20 protein-coding genes are annotated in these 16,670 nt (G+C 71.5%); 7 read left to right on the top strand and 13 right to left on the bottom strand.

What is annotated here, in order from left to right:
• The first annotated feature begins 40 nt into the window (after positions 1 to 40).
• Positions 41 to 673, top strand: coding sequence for a DUF2461 family protein (locus GXP76_RS13805; RefSeq protein WP_242571809.1), 633 nt, complete (start codon positions 41 to 43; stop codon positions 671 to 673).
• Between the two features lie 54 nt (positions 674 to 727).
• Here GXP76_RS13805 and GXP76_RS13810 read toward each other — a convergent pair whose 3' ends face one another.
• Together GXP76_RS13810 and GXP76_RS13815 are read right to left on the bottom strand one after the other, a co-directional pair.
• Positions 728 to 1,291 carry a dihydrofolate reductase family protein gene (locus GXP76_RS13810; RefSeq protein WP_242571810.1) on the bottom strand — a complete coding sequence of 188 codons (564 nt, stop codon included), beginning with the start codon at positions 1,289 to 1,291 and terminating at the stop codon, positions 728 to 730.
• A 115-nt stretch (positions 1,292 to 1,406) separates the two neighbouring features.
• Positions 1,407 to 2,516 carry an NAD(P)/FAD-dependent oxidoreductase gene (locus GXP76_RS13815; protein ID WP_242571811.1) on the bottom strand — a complete coding sequence of 370 codons (1,110 nt, stop codon included), beginning with the start codon at positions 2,514 to 2,516 and terminating at the stop codon, positions 1,407 to 1,409.
• Between the two features lie 70 nt (positions 2,517 to 2,586).
• On the opposite strand from GXP76_RS13815, the gene GXP76_RS13820 reads away from it, so the two are divergent.
• A complete protein-coding gene (locus tag GXP76_RS13820) occupies positions 2,587 to 3,267 on the top strand; it encodes a TetR/AcrR family transcriptional regulator (protein ID WP_242571812.1) in 681 nt (226 codons plus the stop codon).
• Between the two features lie 240 nt (positions 3,268 to 3,507).
• Here GXP76_RS13820 and GXP76_RS13825 read toward each other — a convergent pair whose 3' ends face one another.
• From GXP76_RS13825 to GXP76_RS13840, 4 genes are all read right to left on the bottom strand, one after another.
• Positions 3,508 to 4,653 carry an RNA polymerase sigma factor gene (locus tag GXP76_RS13825; protein WP_242571826.1) on the bottom strand — a complete coding sequence of 382 codons (1,146 nt, stop codon included), beginning with the start codon at positions 4,651 to 4,653 and terminating at the stop codon, positions 3,508 to 3,510.
• A 5-nt stretch (positions 4,654 to 4,658) separates the two neighbouring features.
• Positions 4,659 to 5,066: a YciI family protein gene (locus tag GXP76_RS13830; RefSeq protein ID WP_242571813.1), complete on the bottom strand. Its 408-nt coding sequence runs from the start codon at positions 5,064 to 5,066 to the stop codon at positions 4,659 to 4,661.
• Positions 5,067 to 5,268: 202 nt separating this feature from the next.
• Positions 5,269 to 5,937, bottom strand: coding sequence for a TIGR04222 domain-containing membrane protein (locus tag GXP76_RS13835; protein ID WP_242571814.1), 669 nt, complete (start codon positions 5,935 to 5,937; stop codon positions 5,269 to 5,271).
• A 142-nt stretch (positions 5,938 to 6,079) separates the two neighbouring features.
• The gene (locus tag GXP76_RS13840; protein WP_242571815.1) at positions 6,080 to 7,375 is read right to left on the bottom strand and encodes a DUF418 domain-containing protein; all 1,296 of its coding nucleotides are present in this window, start codon (positions 7,373 to 7,375) and stop codon (positions 6,080 to 6,082) included.
• A 167-nt stretch (positions 7,376 to 7,542) separates the two neighbouring features.
• Between GXP76_RS13840 and GXP76_RS13845 the strand changes: the two genes are divergently transcribed.
• Entirely contained in the window at positions 7,543 to 8,919 is a 1,377-nt protein-coding gene (locus GXP76_RS13845; protein ID WP_242571816.1) for a serine hydrolase, read from the top strand.
• Positions 8,920 to 8,977: 58 nt separating this feature from the next.
• Here the strand turns inward: GXP76_RS13845 and GXP76_RS13850 are convergent, their stop codons facing one another.
• Together GXP76_RS13850 and GXP76_RS13855 are read right to left on the bottom strand one after the other, a co-directional pair.
• Entirely contained in the window at positions 8,978 to 9,442 is a 465-nt protein-coding gene (locus GXP76_RS13850; RefSeq protein ID WP_242571817.1) for a GNAT family N-acetyltransferase, read from the bottom strand.
• A 19-nt stretch (positions 9,443 to 9,461) separates the two neighbouring features.
• The gene (locus tag GXP76_RS13855; protein WP_242571818.1) at positions 9,462 to 9,935 is read right to left on the bottom strand and encodes a MarR family winged helix-turn-helix transcriptional regulator; all 474 of its coding nucleotides are present in this window, start codon (positions 9,933 to 9,935) and stop codon (positions 9,462 to 9,464) included.
• Positions 9,936 to 10,159: 224 nt separating this feature from the next.
• On the opposite strand from GXP76_RS13855, the gene GXP76_RS13860 reads away from it, so the two are divergent.
• Entirely contained in the window at positions 10,160 to 11,392 is a 1,233-nt protein-coding gene (locus GXP76_RS13860; protein WP_242571819.1) for an MFS transporter, read from the top strand.
• Positions 11,393 to 11,428: 36 nt separating this feature from the next.
• Here the strand turns inward: GXP76_RS13860 and GXP76_RS13865 are convergent, their stop codons facing one another.
• Entirely contained in the window at positions 11,429 to 11,980 is a 552-nt protein-coding gene (locus GXP76_RS13865) for a DUF2269 domain-containing protein (RefSeq protein WP_242571820.1), read from the bottom strand.
• Positions 11,981 to 12,056: 76 nt separating this feature from the next.
• On the opposite strand from GXP76_RS13865, the gene GXP76_RS13870 reads away from it, so the two are divergent.
• A complete protein-coding gene (locus tag GXP76_RS13870) occupies positions 12,057 to 12,728 on the top strand; it encodes an HAD family phosphatase (RefSeq protein ID WP_242571821.1) in 672 nt (223 codons plus the stop codon).
• Between the two features lie 7 nt (positions 12,729 to 12,735).
• Here GXP76_RS13870 and GXP76_RS13875 read toward each other — a convergent pair whose 3' ends face one another.
• The 4 genes from GXP76_RS13875 to GXP76_RS13890 form a co-directional block, all read right to left on the bottom strand.
• Entirely contained in the window at positions 12,736 to 13,215 is a 480-nt protein-coding gene (locus GXP76_RS13875) for an NUDIX domain-containing protein (RefSeq protein ID WP_242571822.1), read from the bottom strand.
• A gap of 52 nt (positions 13,216 to 13,267) precedes the next feature.
• Positions 13,268 to 14,161 (bottom strand): LysR family transcriptional regulator, encoded by an 894-nt coding sequence (locus GXP76_RS13880; RefSeq protein WP_242571823.1) that lies wholly within the window; start codon positions 14,159 to 14,161, stop codon positions 13,268 to 13,270.
• A 228-nt stretch (positions 14,162 to 14,389) separates the two neighbouring features.
• A complete protein-coding gene (locus GXP76_RS13885; RefSeq protein ID WP_242571824.1) occupies positions 14,390 to 15,571 on the bottom strand; it encodes a cystathionine gamma-lyase in 1,182 nt (393 codons plus the stop codon).
• Positions 15,572 to 15,577: 6 nt separating this feature from the next.
• On the bottom strand, positions 15,578 to 15,958 hold the full coding sequence (locus GXP76_RS13890) for a phage holin family protein (RefSeq protein WP_147873130.1): 381 nt from the start codon (positions 15,956 to 15,958) through the stop codon (positions 15,578 to 15,580).
• Positions 15,959 to 15,972: 14 nt separating this feature from the next.
• On the opposite strand from GXP76_RS13890, the gene GXP76_RS13895 reads away from it, so the two are divergent.
• Entirely contained in the window at positions 15,973 to 16,290 is a 318-nt protein-coding gene (locus tag GXP76_RS13895) for a cupin domain-containing protein (RefSeq protein ID WP_078076251.1), read from the top strand.
• A gap of 162 nt (positions 16,291 to 16,452) precedes the next feature.
• Positions 16,453 to 16,665: a DUF5326 family protein gene (locus GXP76_RS13900; RefSeq protein ID WP_242571825.1), complete on the top strand. Its 213-nt coding sequence runs from the start codon at positions 16,453 to 16,455 to the stop codon at positions 16,663 to 16,665.
• The last annotated feature ends 5 nt before the right edge of the window (positions 16,666 to 16,670 follow it).

Raw genomic sequence — 16,670 nt, forward strand, 5'->3', positions numbered from 1 at the left:
GCTCTCCGCGCGCGGATCATGGGTGGGCTACCATCCGCCCATGCGCGGACAGTTCACCGGCTGGCCGGAGCAGGCCATGGATGTGTTGTGGCAGCTCCAGGGCGAACCGGCCCACGCGACCCGCGAGCGGTACCGCGCGGACCGTGAACGCCTCGTCCGGCAGCCGATGATCGCCCTTCTCAACGACATCGCGGACACCGACCCCCGGTACGAGGACTTCTCCGTCTGGCACTACCGCACCGGCTCCTGGTGGTGGCAGCATCAGGGCGCGGTGATCCGGCTCGGCCGCAAGATCGAGATCGGTCTCCGGTTCTCCCTGGACGGCCTGCGGATCCAGGGCGCCTGGTGGTACCCCGATCCCGGCCAGGTGGACATGTTCCGCAGAGCCGTGGCCTCCGAGGGGAGGGGCCGCGAACTCTCCGCCGTCGTCGAGGACGTGCGGAAGAAGGGTTACGACATCTCCGGGGACGTGATGAAACGCCCCCCGCGCGGCTACCCGGCCGACCACCCCCGTGCGAATCTGCTGCGCCACCGTTCCCTGATCGCCGCGCGTCCCCTCGGCTGCGAGGAGTGGCTGCACACCCCCGAGGCGGTCGACCGGGTCCTCTCGGCCGCCGCCGACCTGGACGCCCTGCTGATGTGGCTGGTCCGCCATGTGAAGCGCGCGGCCTGACCCGGCCAGGGGACGGGGGACGGGACGGTCGGAGACGGCCCGCTTCGAGGGCCCTCAGCGCCTCGTCTCGTACCTGTTCAGGACCACGCCGCCGGGAAACGTCCGCGTCTGGACCAGGTTCAGGTTCACCCAGTTGTCCAGCGCGCTGAAGAACGGCGTGCCACCGCCCACCAGGACCGGCGTGGTGGCCAGCACGTACTCGTCGATCAGCCCGGCCCGCATGGCCGCCCCGGCGAGACTCGCGCCGCCGATGTCCATCGGGCCGCCGTCCTCGGCCCTGAGCCGGGTGATCTCGGCGACCGCGTCGCCGGAGACCAGGCGGGTGTTCCAGTCGACCTTGTCGATCGTCGAGGAGAACACCACCTTCGACATGTCCCGCCAGCGGCGCGCGAACCCGATCTCCGCCGGGGTGGCGCCCGGCTGCTGGTCGCCCGTCGGCCAGTGGGAGCTCATCGTCTGCCACAGCTTGCGCCCGTACAGCGTCAGGTCGGTCGCCTCCAACTGGTCGGACCAGAACTGGAACAGCTCGTCGCTCGGCACGCCCCAGCCGATGTCGCCGCCGGGAGCGGCGATGTAGCCGTCCAGGGACACGTTCATGCCGTAGATAAGTCTCCGCATGGCGCCAGCCTTCCGTGAGTCGGTCTCACGCGTACAGACCGGCGCGGCCCGGGAAACTCATCGGTGCGCGAGGTGAGTTCACCTGGAGTCCTCGTGCCGCCGAGGACAGCGGCCTTCAGCCGGGCTGGAAGAACGCGAGCATTCTCCGGGCGGCGTCCGGCGACATCAGCAATTCGTGCATGTCCGCGGACATCCGGGCGGCGGCGCCGGTGCGTTCGAACATCTCGCGTTCGTACTCCCTGACGGCGGCCGGAGAGTCGTCCCGGTGCGCGGCCAGCGCGCGACCGAGGAGCGCGCCGTCGAGCAGGGCCATGTTGGCGCCCTCTCCCACCGGCGGCATCAGGTGCGCGGCGTCGCCGACCAGCGTGACGCCCGGCGTCGACGGCCAGGTCAGGCCGACCGGGAGCGTGGTGATCGACCGCGGTACGACCGTGTCGTCGCAGGCCGCGATCAGCGCGGTGAACCGTGGGTCCCAGCCGGGCAGCAGCTCGATCAGCCGCGCCCGCGCGGCGGCCGGGTCGTCGAACGGGATCCCGCTGGTGGCGAGCCAGTCCTCGCCGGTGTGGTAGAAGCTGACGCCGATACGGACGCGGCCGTCGCCGTTGCGCTGCGCCGCCAGGGACACGCCGCCGCCGAGCACCCAGTAGTTGCCGCGCCCGACCATCGCGGCGAGGTCGGGGTGAGTGCGGTCGATGTCGGGGATGCCGACCTCGACGATGTTCTGGCCTATGTGTGCCGGGCGGGCGTCGGTGAGCAGCGGGCGGACCCGGGACCGCGCGCCGTCCGCGCCGACCAGCAGGTCGTACGTCGCACTGCCGCCGTCGGCGAAGTGCAGCAGGCCGTCGCCGGCGGACTCGACCGGGTGCCCCCAGCGCACCACGTCTTCGGGGAGGGAATCCAGCAGCAGGTCGCGCAGATCGGCGCGGTCGACCTCGGGCCGGTCGAGCGGGGCGTCGTCGGGCGTGTCCTCCTGGAGCAGCAGGGTGCCGTCCGGCTGGAGAAGACGCATGTCCTGGCCCTCGCCACGGGCAATCGCGTGGAACCGGTCGATCAGACCGGCCTCGCGCAGCGCCGGCTGGCCGGAGTGGATGTCGAGCATGCCGCCCTGACCGCGGGCGGCGCGTGACGACTCACGTTCGTACACGACGGAGTCCAGGCCGTTCACGTGCAGCACACGGGCGAGAGTCAGGCCGCCGAGACCGGCTCCGACGATGGCGATGGTCATGGTCTCTTCCCTCCGATACACCGTACTGATCGATACACTGTATCGATCCGATGCGATGTATCTTTGCCGCATGTTGGTGTGGGAGAGACCGGAGCCACCGAATCGCCCCGTGCCGGCCCGGCTGAGCCGGGAGCGGATCGTGCGAGCGGCGATCCTGCTGGCCGACGCGGACGGCCTGGACGCGGTGTCGCTGCGCAAGGTCGCCACCGCGCTGGACGTGCGCCCGATGCGGCTCTACGGCTACATCGCCGGCAAGGAGGAGCTGCTCGACCTGATGGTCGACGCCGTCCACGCCGAGATCCGGCCGGCCGGGGACAGCTGGCGGGAGGTCCTCCGGTCCCTCGCCGAGACCACTCGGCATGCCGTTCACGAGCACGAATGGCTCGCCGATCTGCTGGGCGGCCGACCCCAGCTCGGGCCGCACGCGCTGGCCGGCGGGGAGACCGTGGTGGCCGCGCTGGGCGCCGTCGACCTGGACGACATCATGCCGGTGGTCGCCGCGGTCAACGCGTACGCGATCGGCGCGGTGCGCCGGGAGGTCGCCGAGCGGCGCGCCGAGCGGGCCACCGGGATGGACGAGAAGCGCTGGCAGGCCTCACGCGGGCCCTATCTGGAGCGGACCTTCGCGACCGGCCGGTTCCCCGCGCTGGCCACGGTGGTACGCGATGCCGCCCATCTGGACGCGGACGACACCTTCCGGATCGGTCTCGACTTCCTGCTCGACGGCATCGAGGCCCGCATCTCGGGGTGAGGCGCGGCGAGGCCGTGTCCGGCCGATGGCGCCGTCCGCCCGCAGGGCGGTGCCGGCGGTGGCTGGTGCGGTGCGTCGCAAGGCGGAGGCCGGGCCTGTACGGGGTGCACTCGGCCGTCGGACGACAACACGGCGAGGTGCCGGGCCGGGCGTCGCGGGCCAGGCGGCATGTGTCGGACACGGCCGAGAGGCCGGACCCGCGAGAGAGTTCCCTTCGTCGCACCGCGGTCGCTCAGCCGCTCAGCCTCGCAGTGACGCGTTGAGCCGTGCGGCCTGGCGCGTGAGGTGGTCGCGTTCCGGCAGGCTCGTTGCCGATCGGGCGGCTTCGGCGTAGAGCCGTGCCGCGGTCGCGGGGTCACCGTCGCGCTCGTGCAGGTACGCCGCGACGGCCGTGTGACGCGGCAGGGCGGGGTCGAGCGCCGCCAGGGCGGCCAGGCCGGCCCGCGCGCCGTCGGCCTCGCCGACCGCGACGGCCCGGTTGAGGCGGGCCACCGGGCTGTCGGTGAGCTGCACCAGTTCGTCGTACCACTCCACGATCTGCACCCAGTCGGTCTCCTCGGCCGTCCGGGCGTCGGCGTGGAGCGCGGCGACGGCGGCCTGGGCCTGGTACTCGCCCAGGCGGTCGCGGGCGAGCGCCGCCTGGAGCACGTCGACGCCCTCGGCGATCAGCCGGGTGTTCCACAGGCCCCGGTCCTGCTCCGCGAGGGGCACGAGCCTGCCGTCGGCGCCGGTCCGAGCCGGGCGCCGCGCGTGGTGGAGCAGCATGAGCGCGAGCAGGCCCGCGACCTCCTCGTGGTGCGTCATGGCCGCGAGCTGGCGAGTGAGCCGGATCGCCTCGCCCGCGAGGTCGACGTCCCCCGAGTACCCCTCGTTGAAGACCAGGTAGAGCACGCGCAGCACCGTGGCGACGTCACCGGCCCGGTCGAACCGGACACCGGAGACGGTCCGCTTGGCCCGGCTGATGCGCTGGGCCATGGTCGCCTCGGGCACGAGGTAGGCCTGTGCGATCTGCCGCGTGGTCAGGCCGCCGACCGCGCGCAGGGTGAGCGCGACGGCCGAGGCCGGTGTCAGGGACGGGTGCGCGCACCGGAAGTACAGCTGGAGCGTGTCGTCCCTCGCCTCGCCCGCGCCGGGCACGGGCTCGGCATCGACGCGCACCTCGCGGTGCTGTCGTGAGGTCTCGGCGCGGGCGGCGTCGAGGAACTTGCGCCAGGCCACGGTGACCAGCCAGCCCCTGGGATCGCGCGGCGGGTCGGCCGGCCATACGCGCAGGGCCTCGACCAGGGCGTCCTGCACGGCGTCCTCGGCCGACGCGAAGTCCGCTCCGCGACGGACGAGGACACCGATCACCGCGGGGGTGAGGGTGCGCAGCAGCGCCTCGTCCATGTGCGTCATTCCGTGACGGTCGGGGACGCGCCGAGGAACGGGCGCAACTCCAGCCACTCGTGGATCGGCTTCCCGCCCGCGCCCGGAGCCGCGGACAGCTCCGCGGCCAGTTCGAGCGCCCGCTCGTAGGTCTCGACGTCGATCACCATCCAGCCCGCGATCAGGTCCTTGGTCTCCGCGAACGGGCCGTCGGTGATCGGCGGCCGTCCCTCGCCGTCGTAGCGGACGAACGTGCCCTTCATGGAGAGCGCCTGGCTGTCGACGAACTCGCCGGTCCCTTCGAGCCGGGCGGCGAAGTCACGCATGTACTGCATGTGGGCCATGACCTCGTCCGGCTCCCACTGATCCATCGGTACGTCGTTGACCGCGCTCGGGGCGCCCCGGTAGTGCTTGAGCAGCAGGTACTTGGCCATGATGGTCTCCTTGGTGCTGTACGGCCCATTGTGGCCGCGTTCACCCCTGGGACGGAGCCGCGTCCGGGTTCTCGACATCGCGCGGCGAGATTTTTCCGGCGGACTTCAGGGCCCCGACCGGGGGCTGGAGGCTATCGGACATATGCCCCTGGGGCCTGTCTTCAAAGTAGCGCCGTCCGCCCGCTCGCGGCTCAGGCGGGCCCTAGTCGCTGCCCCCGCCCCCGCCGCCCCCGCTTCCGCAGCTGAAGCCGCCGGGTTGCGAGGACGAGTGGGTGCCGGAAGCCGAGTCCGGGTCCCCGCCGTCCTCGGAGCCGTAGCCGTAGCCGTAGTCGTGGACGTGGTCCGGATCGGCGGCCCTGCCCATACGTATCAGCGACCGTCCCAGGCCGGCGGGGACCGCCGTACCCGCGACGGCGCGGCGCAGCCGTCGGTCCCGGTGGGCGCCCGGGCCGTCGAAGACGTACGCCGGGAGGGTACCTTCCTCCCTGGCCGCCTTCAGCCGACTCCTGCCCGCCCGGGTGAGACGGTGCCGTGCGCGGGTGATGAGGCCGAGCGCGGCCAGGCCGCGCTCGATCTCCGTGACTTCCGGTCCGCCCCGTACGGTCTTCGCGACGACCGCCAGGCTTCTGCCGCGCGGGCAGCTCGCGAGGACCGCCCTCTCGACCGGGTGCCGGGCCGGGTGTCCGGCGGGCCCGCCGGTGTCCTCGACCGCGCGTACGCGCGGGCCGGCCACCGTGACGCCTCCCCGGTCGCGCAGCGCGAAGAGCGCCGTTTCCAGCACGCGCTGGGGTCCACCGGCCAGATAGGCCACTTCGTACTCGTCGAGTCGTCGCTCGGCCGCCGAGACGTGCCGCCGGATCGTGGTTCGCACAGGAGCCCCCGTCCCTGATGTCGCCTTTCGCCAGTATGCGGTCGATGCCCGGAACGGGCCCTGCGCGGCGGCAGTTCAGAGCAAGACTTGAGGTACGTCCCCGGATCGGTACGGTCCGGCCCGGACCCCGTACGCCTCCCGCTCAGGTGCGGTACATCAGCCGGCGTAGCAGCGCCTCGGCCGGTCCCCGGCGCCCGGCGCGTTCCAGGGCGTCCGCCCCCACCACCGTGACCAGCCAGACTCCGACCGCCACGAGCGCCATCGTGGCGCTCGTCAGGTGCTCACCGAGCCCGAGACCCCATGCCGCCAGCAGCGGGGCGAAGATCAGGGAGTGCGCGAGGTAGCAGGACAGCGACCGTTTGCCGACGGCGGACACCGCGTCGACGACGCGGGCACCCCGGCGGGCCGGCCTCCGGGTCCACCAGTGCGCGAACAGGGCGACGGCGGCGACGTACCCGAGCCCGGCGGCGCCGCCGGTGATCTCCCTGAGGGCGGTGAGGACCCCCGACTCGCTCTGCGCGTCGGCGGGGACGTCGATCGCGCCGATGTGCGCCAGCGCCGCGGGCAGTCCGCCGAGCCAGCCGGCCGGGATACCGATGACCGCGGTACGGCGCAGCAGCCGCAGGTGCTGTCCCGGCTCCTCCAGGATCCGGCGCCGCGCCGCCCAGAATCCGAGCAGGAAGACGACGTAGGCGCCGCCGATCAGCGACGCGGGCGCGGCGGCGAAGGTGATGAACGCTCCGGTGACCAGACGGGTGCCGGCCGCGGCGAGCCAGCTCTCCTCGCCCGCCGCGTACGCCTCGGCGCCCGGCTCCGCGCCGGCGTCGCCGACCGCGCCCAGATCACCCTGGAGCAGCACGGTCACCATCGGCTGCGCGGCGCTGATCACCATCAGCGTCGCGCCGATCCACATCCACCATGTGAGCGCGCGGTCGCCGCGCCTGAGGAAGAGCCGGCCGAGGGCGAGGCTCAGCAGGCCGTAGTAGCCGACGATGTCGCCCGCCATCAGCAGACCGGCGTGCAGCAGGCCGATGACGATCAGCAGCAGACCGCGCCTGCGCAGGATCCGGACGACATCGCGCTCGGCGGTCCCCGCGGCCCTCTGGCGGAGGAACAGCTGCGTCATCCCGTAGCCGAAGAGGAAGGCGAAGAGCGGATAGACCCGCAGATCCAGGGTGGTGATCATGGCGAACTGGACGGCCCGGTCGAGCCATCCGCCGTTCACGGGCTGCCAGCCCGAGGGGCCGTACCGCGACGCCCACAGATGGAACGCCGTGTTCGACAGCACGATGAACAGCAGCATGAGGCCGCGCGCGAGGTCGGGCGCGAGGGCTCGTTCCGAAGGCCGTACGCCCCCGCGAGGAGCCGAGGCCGGCGCTCCGGAGGCCGTCGCGGGCGCCGGGTCCGACCCGGTGTCGTTCGTCGTCTCGGCTGTCATGCCTGAAGGCTAGGAACGGGCCCCGGGGCCGGTAACCCGCCTTCTGTACAGCCGTATCCGTCCAAGGTATGGCCCGTCGCCACCGTTCGGCCGACCAAAGTACGGCCGGTGCCGCGCGTCGCCGAAATGCGGTCGACGGGGCAGTGCTCTACCGATAGATGTGGACCATGACCTCACCTTTCGAAGAACTTCTCCCCAGTACGCGACGTGCCCTGCTGCACCGCGTCGCCACCGCGCAGTCCGAAGGGCGCGCCCCCTCCTTCGTCGCCGCGGTCGCGCGCGACGGGCGCACGGTCTGGTCGGGCGGGCGCAGCTGTGTGGACGGTCATGAGCCGGACGCGGACACCCAGTACCGGATCGGCTCGATCACCAAGTGCTTCACCGCCGTTCTGGTGCTGCGGCTGCGTGACGAGGGCCTGCTCGACCTGGCTGACCCGCTGGAGAAACACCTTCCCGGCACCGGGGTCGGTGACGTCACCATCGCCCAACTCCTCGGCCACGGGGCCGGTCTGGCCGCCGAGGCGCCCGCCCCCTGGTGGGAGCGCACGCCCGGCACGACGCGCCCCGAACTGGCCGACGTGCTCGGCGAGCACCCCGTGCTGCACCCCGCGGGACGGCTGTACCACTACTCCAACCCCGGCTACACGCTGCTCGGTTCGCTGATCGAGGCGCTGCGCGGCGCGTCCTGGGAGGAGGTGCTGCGGCGGGAGATCCTGGAGCCGCTGTCGATGCACCGTACGAGTACCCGGCCCGTCGCCCCGGCGGCCGGCGGCTGGGCCGTGCATCCCTGGGCGGACGCGATCCTGCCCGAACCGTCGGAGGATCTCGGCCTGATGGCCCCGGCGGGCCAGCTCTGGTCGACGGCGGACGACCTGTGCCGCTTCGGGGCGTTCCTCGCCGAGGGGGACGACCGGGTCCTGAGCGCCGCGTCCGTACGGGAGGCGCGGACTCCCGCGACGCCCCCCGAGAGCGGCCAGTGGGGCGGCGGTTACGGGCTCGGCGTGCAGCTCGTCCACGGAGGCGGCCGGACATACGCCGGGCACACGGGTTCGCTGCCCGGTTTCGTCGCCGCGCTCTGGGTGAGTGTCGAGGACGGACTGGTCGCCGTCGCGCTCGCCAACGCCACCTCGGGCCCGCTCACCGGTGTCGTCGCCGCCGAACTGATCAATATCGTGGCGGACGCGGAGCCCCGTATCCCCGAGCCGTGGCGGCCGCTGCCCGAGGTCGATCAGGCACTGCTGGAGCTGACGGGTCCCTGGTACTGGGGAGCGACCCCGTATGTCCTGCGTCTGACGGCCGACCGCGGAATGGACTTCGCGCCGCTGCGTGACGCGGGCCGGCGTTCCCGGTTCGTGGCCCGGCCGGACGGTACCTGGCAGGGGCTCGACGGCTACTACACGGGGGAGACGCTGAAGGCCGTCCGCCGCCCGGACGGCCAGGTGAGCCATCTCGATCTCGGCTCCTTCGTCTACACCCGAGAGCCGTACGAGCCGGGGGACGCGGTCCCTGGCGGGGTGGACGAGCAGGGCTGGCGCGGTCTGTGATGTTTCACGTGAAACCGGACGTACGACGCCGGCGCCGACGCGCGCCCCGCCGCTCGCCTCAGCTCCCGCCCTCCAGGCTCATCTTGAACCCGACGTGGGACGCGGTGAACCCGAGCCGCTCGTAGAAGCGCTGGGCATCGGTACGCGTCGCGTCGGAGGTCAGCTGGACCAACTGGCAGCCCTGGCGCCCGGATTCGTCGATGGCCCACCGGATCAGCCGGGTGCCGAGGCCGGAGCCGCGCTCGTCGGCGTGCACGCGTACGCCCTCGATGACCGAACGCGTGGAGCCCCGGCGGGAGATGCCCGCGATGATCGTCAACTGGAGGGTGCCGACGACGCGCCCGTCGCGCTCGGCGACGACCTGGTACTGATTCGGGTCGTCGGCGAGCCGTTCCAGGGCCTTGAGGTACGGGGTGAGGTCGTCCGGCGACTCGCGTGTCGCGCCCAGTGGATCGTCGGCGAGCATCGCCACGATCTCGGGGAGGTCGCCCGCGACGGCCGGCCGTATGTGCAGATCGCTCATGGATCGCAGATTACGCCGGTCACACCGGGGTCGACGGCGCGGGTACGCGCAGTTCCTCCACGGCCCTGACCAGCGGTGCGAGCTCCGGATTCTTCGCCGCCGCGTCCAGGGCCCCGCGCAGCGCGGTGTCGTTCGTCGGCCGCGCCTCGGCGAGGAGGCGGAGACCCGCCTCGCTCACGTCGGTGTAGATCCCGCGCCGGTCCGTCGGGCAGAGATAGCGCGTGAGCAGGCCGCGATCCTCAAGGCGGGTGACCAGGCGCGTGGTCGCGCTCTGGCTGAGCACCACCGCGTCGGCGACCTGCTTCATCTGAAGGTGCCCGCCCTCGCCGTCGTGCTGGCGGCTGAGGACGTCGAGCAGGGAGTACTCGCGAACGCTGAGGTCGTGCCCGCTCTGCAGAGCCCGCTCGATATGCGACTCGATCCTGCTGTGCAGCAGAGAGAGGGCCACCCAGCCCTGGGCGAGGGCGGTGAGTGCGGGATCCGTGGCGGTCATGGCTCTTCCTCCGTCGTCTCCGTCGTCTCCATCGACCGGAGCTTCCAGCCCTCAGGGTAGGGCACGTCTGCAATATAGCGCGCTTGCAATTAAACGGCGTCTGCAAGTATTGTCCACGCTCGTAAAACGCATGCACAAGCAGCGGCACTCGTCGGCGGTGCGGACATCACCGGCGACCCGCGAGCGGCGCACGCACGGACACACATCTGGGAAAGGCCACACCCATGCCACTCGCGCTCCTCGCCCTGGCCATCGGGGCGTTCGGAATCGGGACCACCGAATTCGTGATCATGGGGCTGCTGCCCGAGGTCGCCACCGAGTACGGCGTCACCATCCCCACCGCGGGCCATCTGGTCAGCGGCTACGCCCTCGGAGTCGTACTCGGCGCGCCGATCATGACCCTCCTGGGCACCCGCGTCAGCCGCAAGCGCATGCTGATGCTGCTGATGGGCCTGTTCATCGCCGGCAACGTCATGTCCGCACTCGCCCCCACCTTTGGCCTCATGCTCACCGGCCGTGTCGTCGCCTCACTCGCCCACGGGGCGTTCTTCGGCATCGGCTCCGTCGTCGCCGCCGGACTCGTCGCCCCGCACCGGAGGGCCGGCGCCATCGCGATGATGTTCACCGGTCTCACGCTCGCCAATGTCGTGGGCGTCCCCCTCGGCACGTACATCGGCCAGAGCACCGGCTGGCGCGCGACCTTCCTCCTCGTCGCGGGCCTGGGAGTCGTCGGTCTCGCCGGTGTCGCCAAGCTCGTACCGGAGCAGCCGCGACCGCGAGGCGTACGGATCCGCCACGAGGTGGCCGCCTTCCGCAACGTCCAGGTCCTGCTCGCCATGGGGATGACGGTCCTCGGCTTCGGCGGCGTCTTCGCCGCCATCACCTACATCACGCCGATGATGACGCGGACCGCGGGCTTCGCCGACTCCTCCGTCACCTGGCTGCTGGTGCTCCTCGGCCTCGGCATGGTCGGCGGCAACCTCATCGGCGGCCGGTACGCCGACCGCCACCTCATGCCCATGCTGTACGTGTCGCTCGGCGCCCTGTCCGTCGTCCTGGCGCTGTTCACTCTCACCGCGCACAACAAGATCGCGGCCGCGCTCACCCTCTTCCTGATCGGTGGGCTGGGCTTCGCGACCGTGCCGCCGCTCCAGAAGCGCGTACTCGACCAGGCGTCCGGCGCCCCGACGCTCGCCTCCGCCGTCAACATCGGCGCGTTCAACCTCGGCAACGCCCTCGCCGCCTGGCTCGGCGGTCTGGTCATCGGCGCCGGTCTCGGATACACGGCGCCCAACTGGGTCGGTGCCGCGCTCGCCGGGTCCGCGCTGCTCCTCGCCGTCGTCTCGCACACCCTGGAACGCCGCGGTGCCCATGACGGCGACATCGCCACCACGGGCACCACGAGGGACACCACCACGGGAACGACCAAGGACACGGCCGCGCCGACCCCCGTCTGATGCCCTCGCCTGATGCCCCCGCCCCGGCCGGAGCTCTCAGGCGGTCGGGACGAGGCGCTTCTCCGCCGCCTCCCGACCCGCACGACGGCCGGCACGACGGCCGGCCGAGGCGGCCCGCACCCGCCGCCCCCGGCGCGTCAGCCCCCACGGCTTCAGGACCGAGATGACCGTCATGAAGAGATACGCGGAGGTCGCCACCGACGGCGCGGCGACCAGGCTGATATCGGGCACACCACCGCTGTCCGCGGCCTGTGCGATCCCGGGCCGCAGGGCGAAGACCGTCGCCGCGCCTGTGACCAGCGTGATCCAGAACTTGATCCAGACCCAGTGGTACCGGGTCAGCCCCCAGGGCGTTCCCAGGGACAGCACCAGCCCGCTGACGAGCGTGATCACGACCACGGGCGCGAGAAGCCAGTCGGCGAAGACCTTCATCGCACGGTAGGACGCCTCGGTGAGGGAGGAGTCCCCGGTGGTGTACGCGGTGATGCCAAGCGTGAGCAGGCCGAGCGTGAGGCCCAGCCAGCTCACGGAGACGGCGACATGGACGACGAGAAGTGCCCGCCGGGCGGGCCGCTTGAGTGGTTTCACGTGAAACACCGTGCCGTGATCCGCGGCGGAGGGCGTCTGACGGCGGGAGTAACCGTCCGTACTAACCTCGGCGTACATGGAGAGCCCCGGGAAGACCATCGGCGACCGCCCTCGCACCCTGCATCTGTTCGATCTCGACGGCACGCTGATCCGGGGATCGGCCGCCGCCGTCGAGATCTCCCGGCAGCTCGGTGTGAGCGCCGAGATCGCGGAGCTGGAGCGCGAGTTCCTGACCGCGGGGCTGGCCCCGGACGAGTTCGCGGTCCGGGCCAGGGAGCTGTGGTCCGAGCTGACCGCCGCGCAGGTCGAGACAGCCTTCGAAGGTGCGCCGTGGCTGGCCGGGATCCGGGAGGTCTGGGCGGACATCCGTGCGCGGGGCGACTACTGCGCCGTGATCACGCTGTCACCGGACTTCTTCGTCGAACGCCTGCTGCCGTGGGGCGCGGACGCCACCCATGGCTCACGCTGGCCGGCCCTGCCGTTCACCGGGCCGGTGGACCGGGCGGGGATCCTCGACACGGCGGCCAAGGTCCGCATCGCGAACGAGCTGTGTACGCGCTTCGGCGTCCGGCTCGAAGACTGCGTCGCCTTCGGGGACTCCATGTCCGACGCGGCGATCTTCGCGTCCGTCCCCCGCGCGGTGGCGGTGAACGCGGACCACCATCTGGCCGGGCTCGCCACGCACACCTACCGGGGCGGCGATCTGCGCGAGGCGTTCGAGCTGCTGAGCCGGCGCCCTGGTTCGTAAGCCCCGCTCAGCCCAGGTCGGGCGCGTGCATCGCCCGTACGCCCTCGATGTTGCCGTCCAGATAGTGCCGCAGCGACAGCGGTACGAGATGGACGGCGGCGATTCCGACCCGGCTGAACGGCACCCGTACGATCTCGTACTCCCCGCACGGCTCGTCCACCTCCGGCCCGTGCCGCAGCGACGGGTCCAGCGATTCGAGCCGGCAGACGAAGAAGTGCTGCACCTTCACGCCGGTGACGCCGCCGTCCGCGATGTGCTCGACGGTGTCGACGAAGCACGGCACGACGTCGGTGATCTTGGCGCCCAGTTCCTCGTCGACCTCGCGGTGGAGCGCGGCGACGACCGTGGCGTCGTCCGGTTCGACCCCGCCGCCGGGGGTCAGCCAGTACGGGTCCACACCCGGTTTGGTGCGCTTGATCAGGACGAGATGGTCGCCGTCGAGCAGGATGGCGCGTGCGGTGCGCTTGACCACGGGCCGTTCGGTCATGGGAAGAGCGTGGCCCGATACGGCCGTGCCGAAACTCCCCGGGGCCGGGCGGTCACCAGTCGACCGAAGCACGCAGCAGCCATTCGTGCGCCCGCGCGATGTGCGGAAGGGCCAGTGTGCCGGTCCGTACGACGAGGAAGTACGTGCGCAGCGGGGGCACCGGCGGGTCGTAGAGAGCCACGATCTCACCGCGCTCCAGTGCGCCCTCGCACAGATAGCGGGGCAGTACGGCCAGTCCGGCGCCGGCCGCCGCGCTCTCCAGGACGGCGCGCAGGTCGGGCGCGATGACGGCGCCCGCGGCGGCCGGCCGTGAGTCGAAGACCGCTGCCCAGTAGCGCGAGACGAGCGGCAGCGACTCATGGACCTCCACCACCGGAAGCTGTTCCAGGACGACGTGGCCCTCGCGCAGCACGTCGTGGCCCAGCCGCGCCGCCCACCGTGGCGAGGCGACCAGGACGTGCTCCTCGTCGCAGAGCGGGGTCGAGGTGAGCAGTCCGCCGCGGGGCCGGGCGGTGGCGATGGCGAGGTCGTGGTGTCCGGCGGCGAGGCCGTCCAGAAGCTCCTCGGCGTCGGCGAAGAAGGAGGCGCGAAGGGCGAGCCCCTGGCTGATCAGCGAGGTGAGCGCGGGCAGGGCGCGTACGGAGGTGAACTCCGGCGGCCCGGCGAGATGGAGTGTCCGTACACCGGACTCCTCGTCGAGGCCGGTCTCGGTGATCTCGACCAGGGCGTCGAGATGGGGTGCGGCACGGTGGGCGAGCTCGTCGCCCATGGTGGTGGGCGTGACGCCACGTGCCTGGCGCAGGAACAGCGGGCGGCCCAACTGGCGTTCCAGCGTGCGTATCTGCCCGGTGACCGCGGGCTGGGAGAGCCCGAGCAGGGCTGCGGCGCGGGTGAACGATCCCGCTCGGTGCACGGTGACGAAGGTGCGCAGCAGGGCCAGGTCCATGGCAGCCCTCCTCAACTTCCGGCCCCGTCCGAACCCGTCCCGGGCCCGTCGCCGGAACGTCCAACTATAAATAAGTCGATAGGCGGCTGTCGCTACTGTGATTGGACACTGACGGAGAGTCAACTAGCCTTGTGGTGTGGTTCTTCGCGCGCGGGAACCCGTGGACGGCCCGAGCCACGAGGGGGGAGGCTCGGACCGTCCGTTCCGCCCGGAGTCCCGCCGGCCGGATCAGCCGGCGGCTTCCGTCGGTGCGGCTTCCGTCAACGCGCGCAGGACGTCGGCGACGAGGTCGTCCGGGTCCTCGGCGCCCACGGAGAACCGGACGAAGCCTTCCGGCACGGCGTCGCCGCCCCACCGCCCCCGCCGCTCCGCGGTCGACCGCAGACCGCCGAAGCTCGTCGCGTCGTCCACCAGCCGCAGCCCGTCCAGGAAACGCTCGGCGTGGTCGCGGTCGGGCAGGACGAACGACACCACGCACCCGTACCGCCGCATCTGCGCCGACGCGAGGGCGTGCGAGGGATCGTCGGCCAGCCCCGGATACCGCAGCCCGCTCACATCGGCGCGTCCGGACAGTGCCCGTGCCAGCAGCTGCGCGGTCGCGCACTGGCGGTCGACGCGGAGCTGGAGCGTGGACAGCGAGCGGTGGGCGAGCCAGGCTTCCATCGGTCCGGGGATGGCCCCGGCGATCTTGCGCCAGCGCCGCACGTCCGCGGCCAGCTCGGGATCTTCGCAGGTGACATGGCCCAGGAGGATGTCGCCGTGGCCCGTCATGCCCTTGGTGTCGCTGGCCACGGAGAAGTCCGCGCCGAGTTCCAGGGGCCGCTGGCCGAGCGGTGTGGCGAGCGTGTTGTCGACGGCGACGAGCGTGCCCTGGTCGTGCGCGGCCCGCACGAGCCGGCGGATGTCGCAGACGTCGAGCCCGGGGTTGGACGGGGTCTCGATCCACAGCAGCCGGGCACCGGCCAGCACGCCGAGCTGCGCGTCGCCGGCGGTGGGCGCGGTCCGTACCTCGATGCCGTACGCCGTGAGCTGCTCCCGCAGCAGCGGCAGCGCCTGATAGCCGTCGTCGGGCAGGACGACGGCGTCGCCGGTGCGCAGCTGGGAGAAGAGCACCGCCGAGATCGCGGCCATCCCGGAGGCGAAAGCGACGGTCTCGACGGTCCGGCCGGGTGCCTCCAGCTCGCCGATGGCACGTTCGAGATGGGTCCAGGTCGGATTGGTGTCACGGCCGTAGGTGTACGGCCCCGTCGGCTCGCCCGGCAGATGGAAGTGGGCGGCGAACACGGGGCCCGGCATGGTCGGTTCGTACTTCACCGGATCGGGCAGCCCGGCCCGGACGGCGCGCGTGCCGTCCCCGAGCGCCCCGCTTCCCGCCGGCCCCGCCGTCTCGACCGGCTCCACTGGGTCCATGAGTGATCAGTCCTTGTCGTCGGGGAGCACGACGTTCAGCGCCCACGACACGATCGAGATGATGAGTCCGCCGAGCACCGCCGTCCAGAAGCCCTCGACGTGGAAGCTCAGGTCGAGCTTGTCGGCGAACCAGGAGGTCAGCAGCAGCATCAGCGCGTTCACGACCAGGGTGAACAGCCCCAGGGTGACGATGAACAGCGGCAGTGTCAGCAGCTGGACTATGGGTTTGACGACGAAGTTCACCACTCCGAAGATCAGCGCCACGACCACCAGGGCCAGCGCCTTCTTGCCGGTGCTGTCGCCGGTCAGGGTGATGTCATTGATCAGCCAGATCGCCACGGCCAGCGCACCGGCGTTGGCGATCGTCTTGACTACGAAATTCTTCATGGTGAGATCGTGGCATGAAGGCATTCCGACTTGACGAGCTGGAGGCGGAACGTGCCGCCAACGACGGGGCGTATCTGCAGTTTGTACGGGAACGGAATATGTCCGTCGGCCTGTACGCGCTGGACGCCGGCACCATCGACCCCCAGCAGCCGCACCGCCAGGACGAGGTCTACTTCGTCGTGAGCGGACGGGCCTCGATCACCGTGGGCATGGAGACGACGCAGGTCGGGCGCGGCAGCGTCGTCTACGTACCGGCCGGTGAGCCGCACAAGTTCCACCACATCACCGAGGACCTGCGGGTGATGGTCGTCTTCTCCCCTCCCGAGGGGTGAGGCCGGACCCTCACGATTCCGTCAGGGTCGGATCAGGGGAGTTCCAGGGCCGCGGGGCCTCCGCTCCGCCGCGCGCCGCTCTAGCATCGGAAGCAGCGGGAACGCTCATCACGTATGCACGATTCTGCGTGCTTCAGGTACTCACGGAACGAGGTAGGGACGATGGCGGTACGGGAGATTGTCGCGGGGATGCCCTGGTGGGTGAAGTGGATCGCGTTGCCCGTGGTCGTGCTCGTCGTGTTCGGCGGGCTGATCGCGAGCGTGGTCGGATTCGTGATCGGACTGCTCTTCAAGCTGCTGATCCTGGTGGCCCTGGTCGGTGGGCTCGTCTACGGGGTGCGGAAGTTCACATCGTCCTCGCGGGGTGACTGGTAGTCCCC

It is taken from the genome of Streptomyces sp. NP-1717 (assembly GCF_022695985.1).
Classification (GTDB): Bacteria; Actinomycetota; Actinomycetes; order Streptomycetales; family Streptomycetaceae; genus Streptomyces.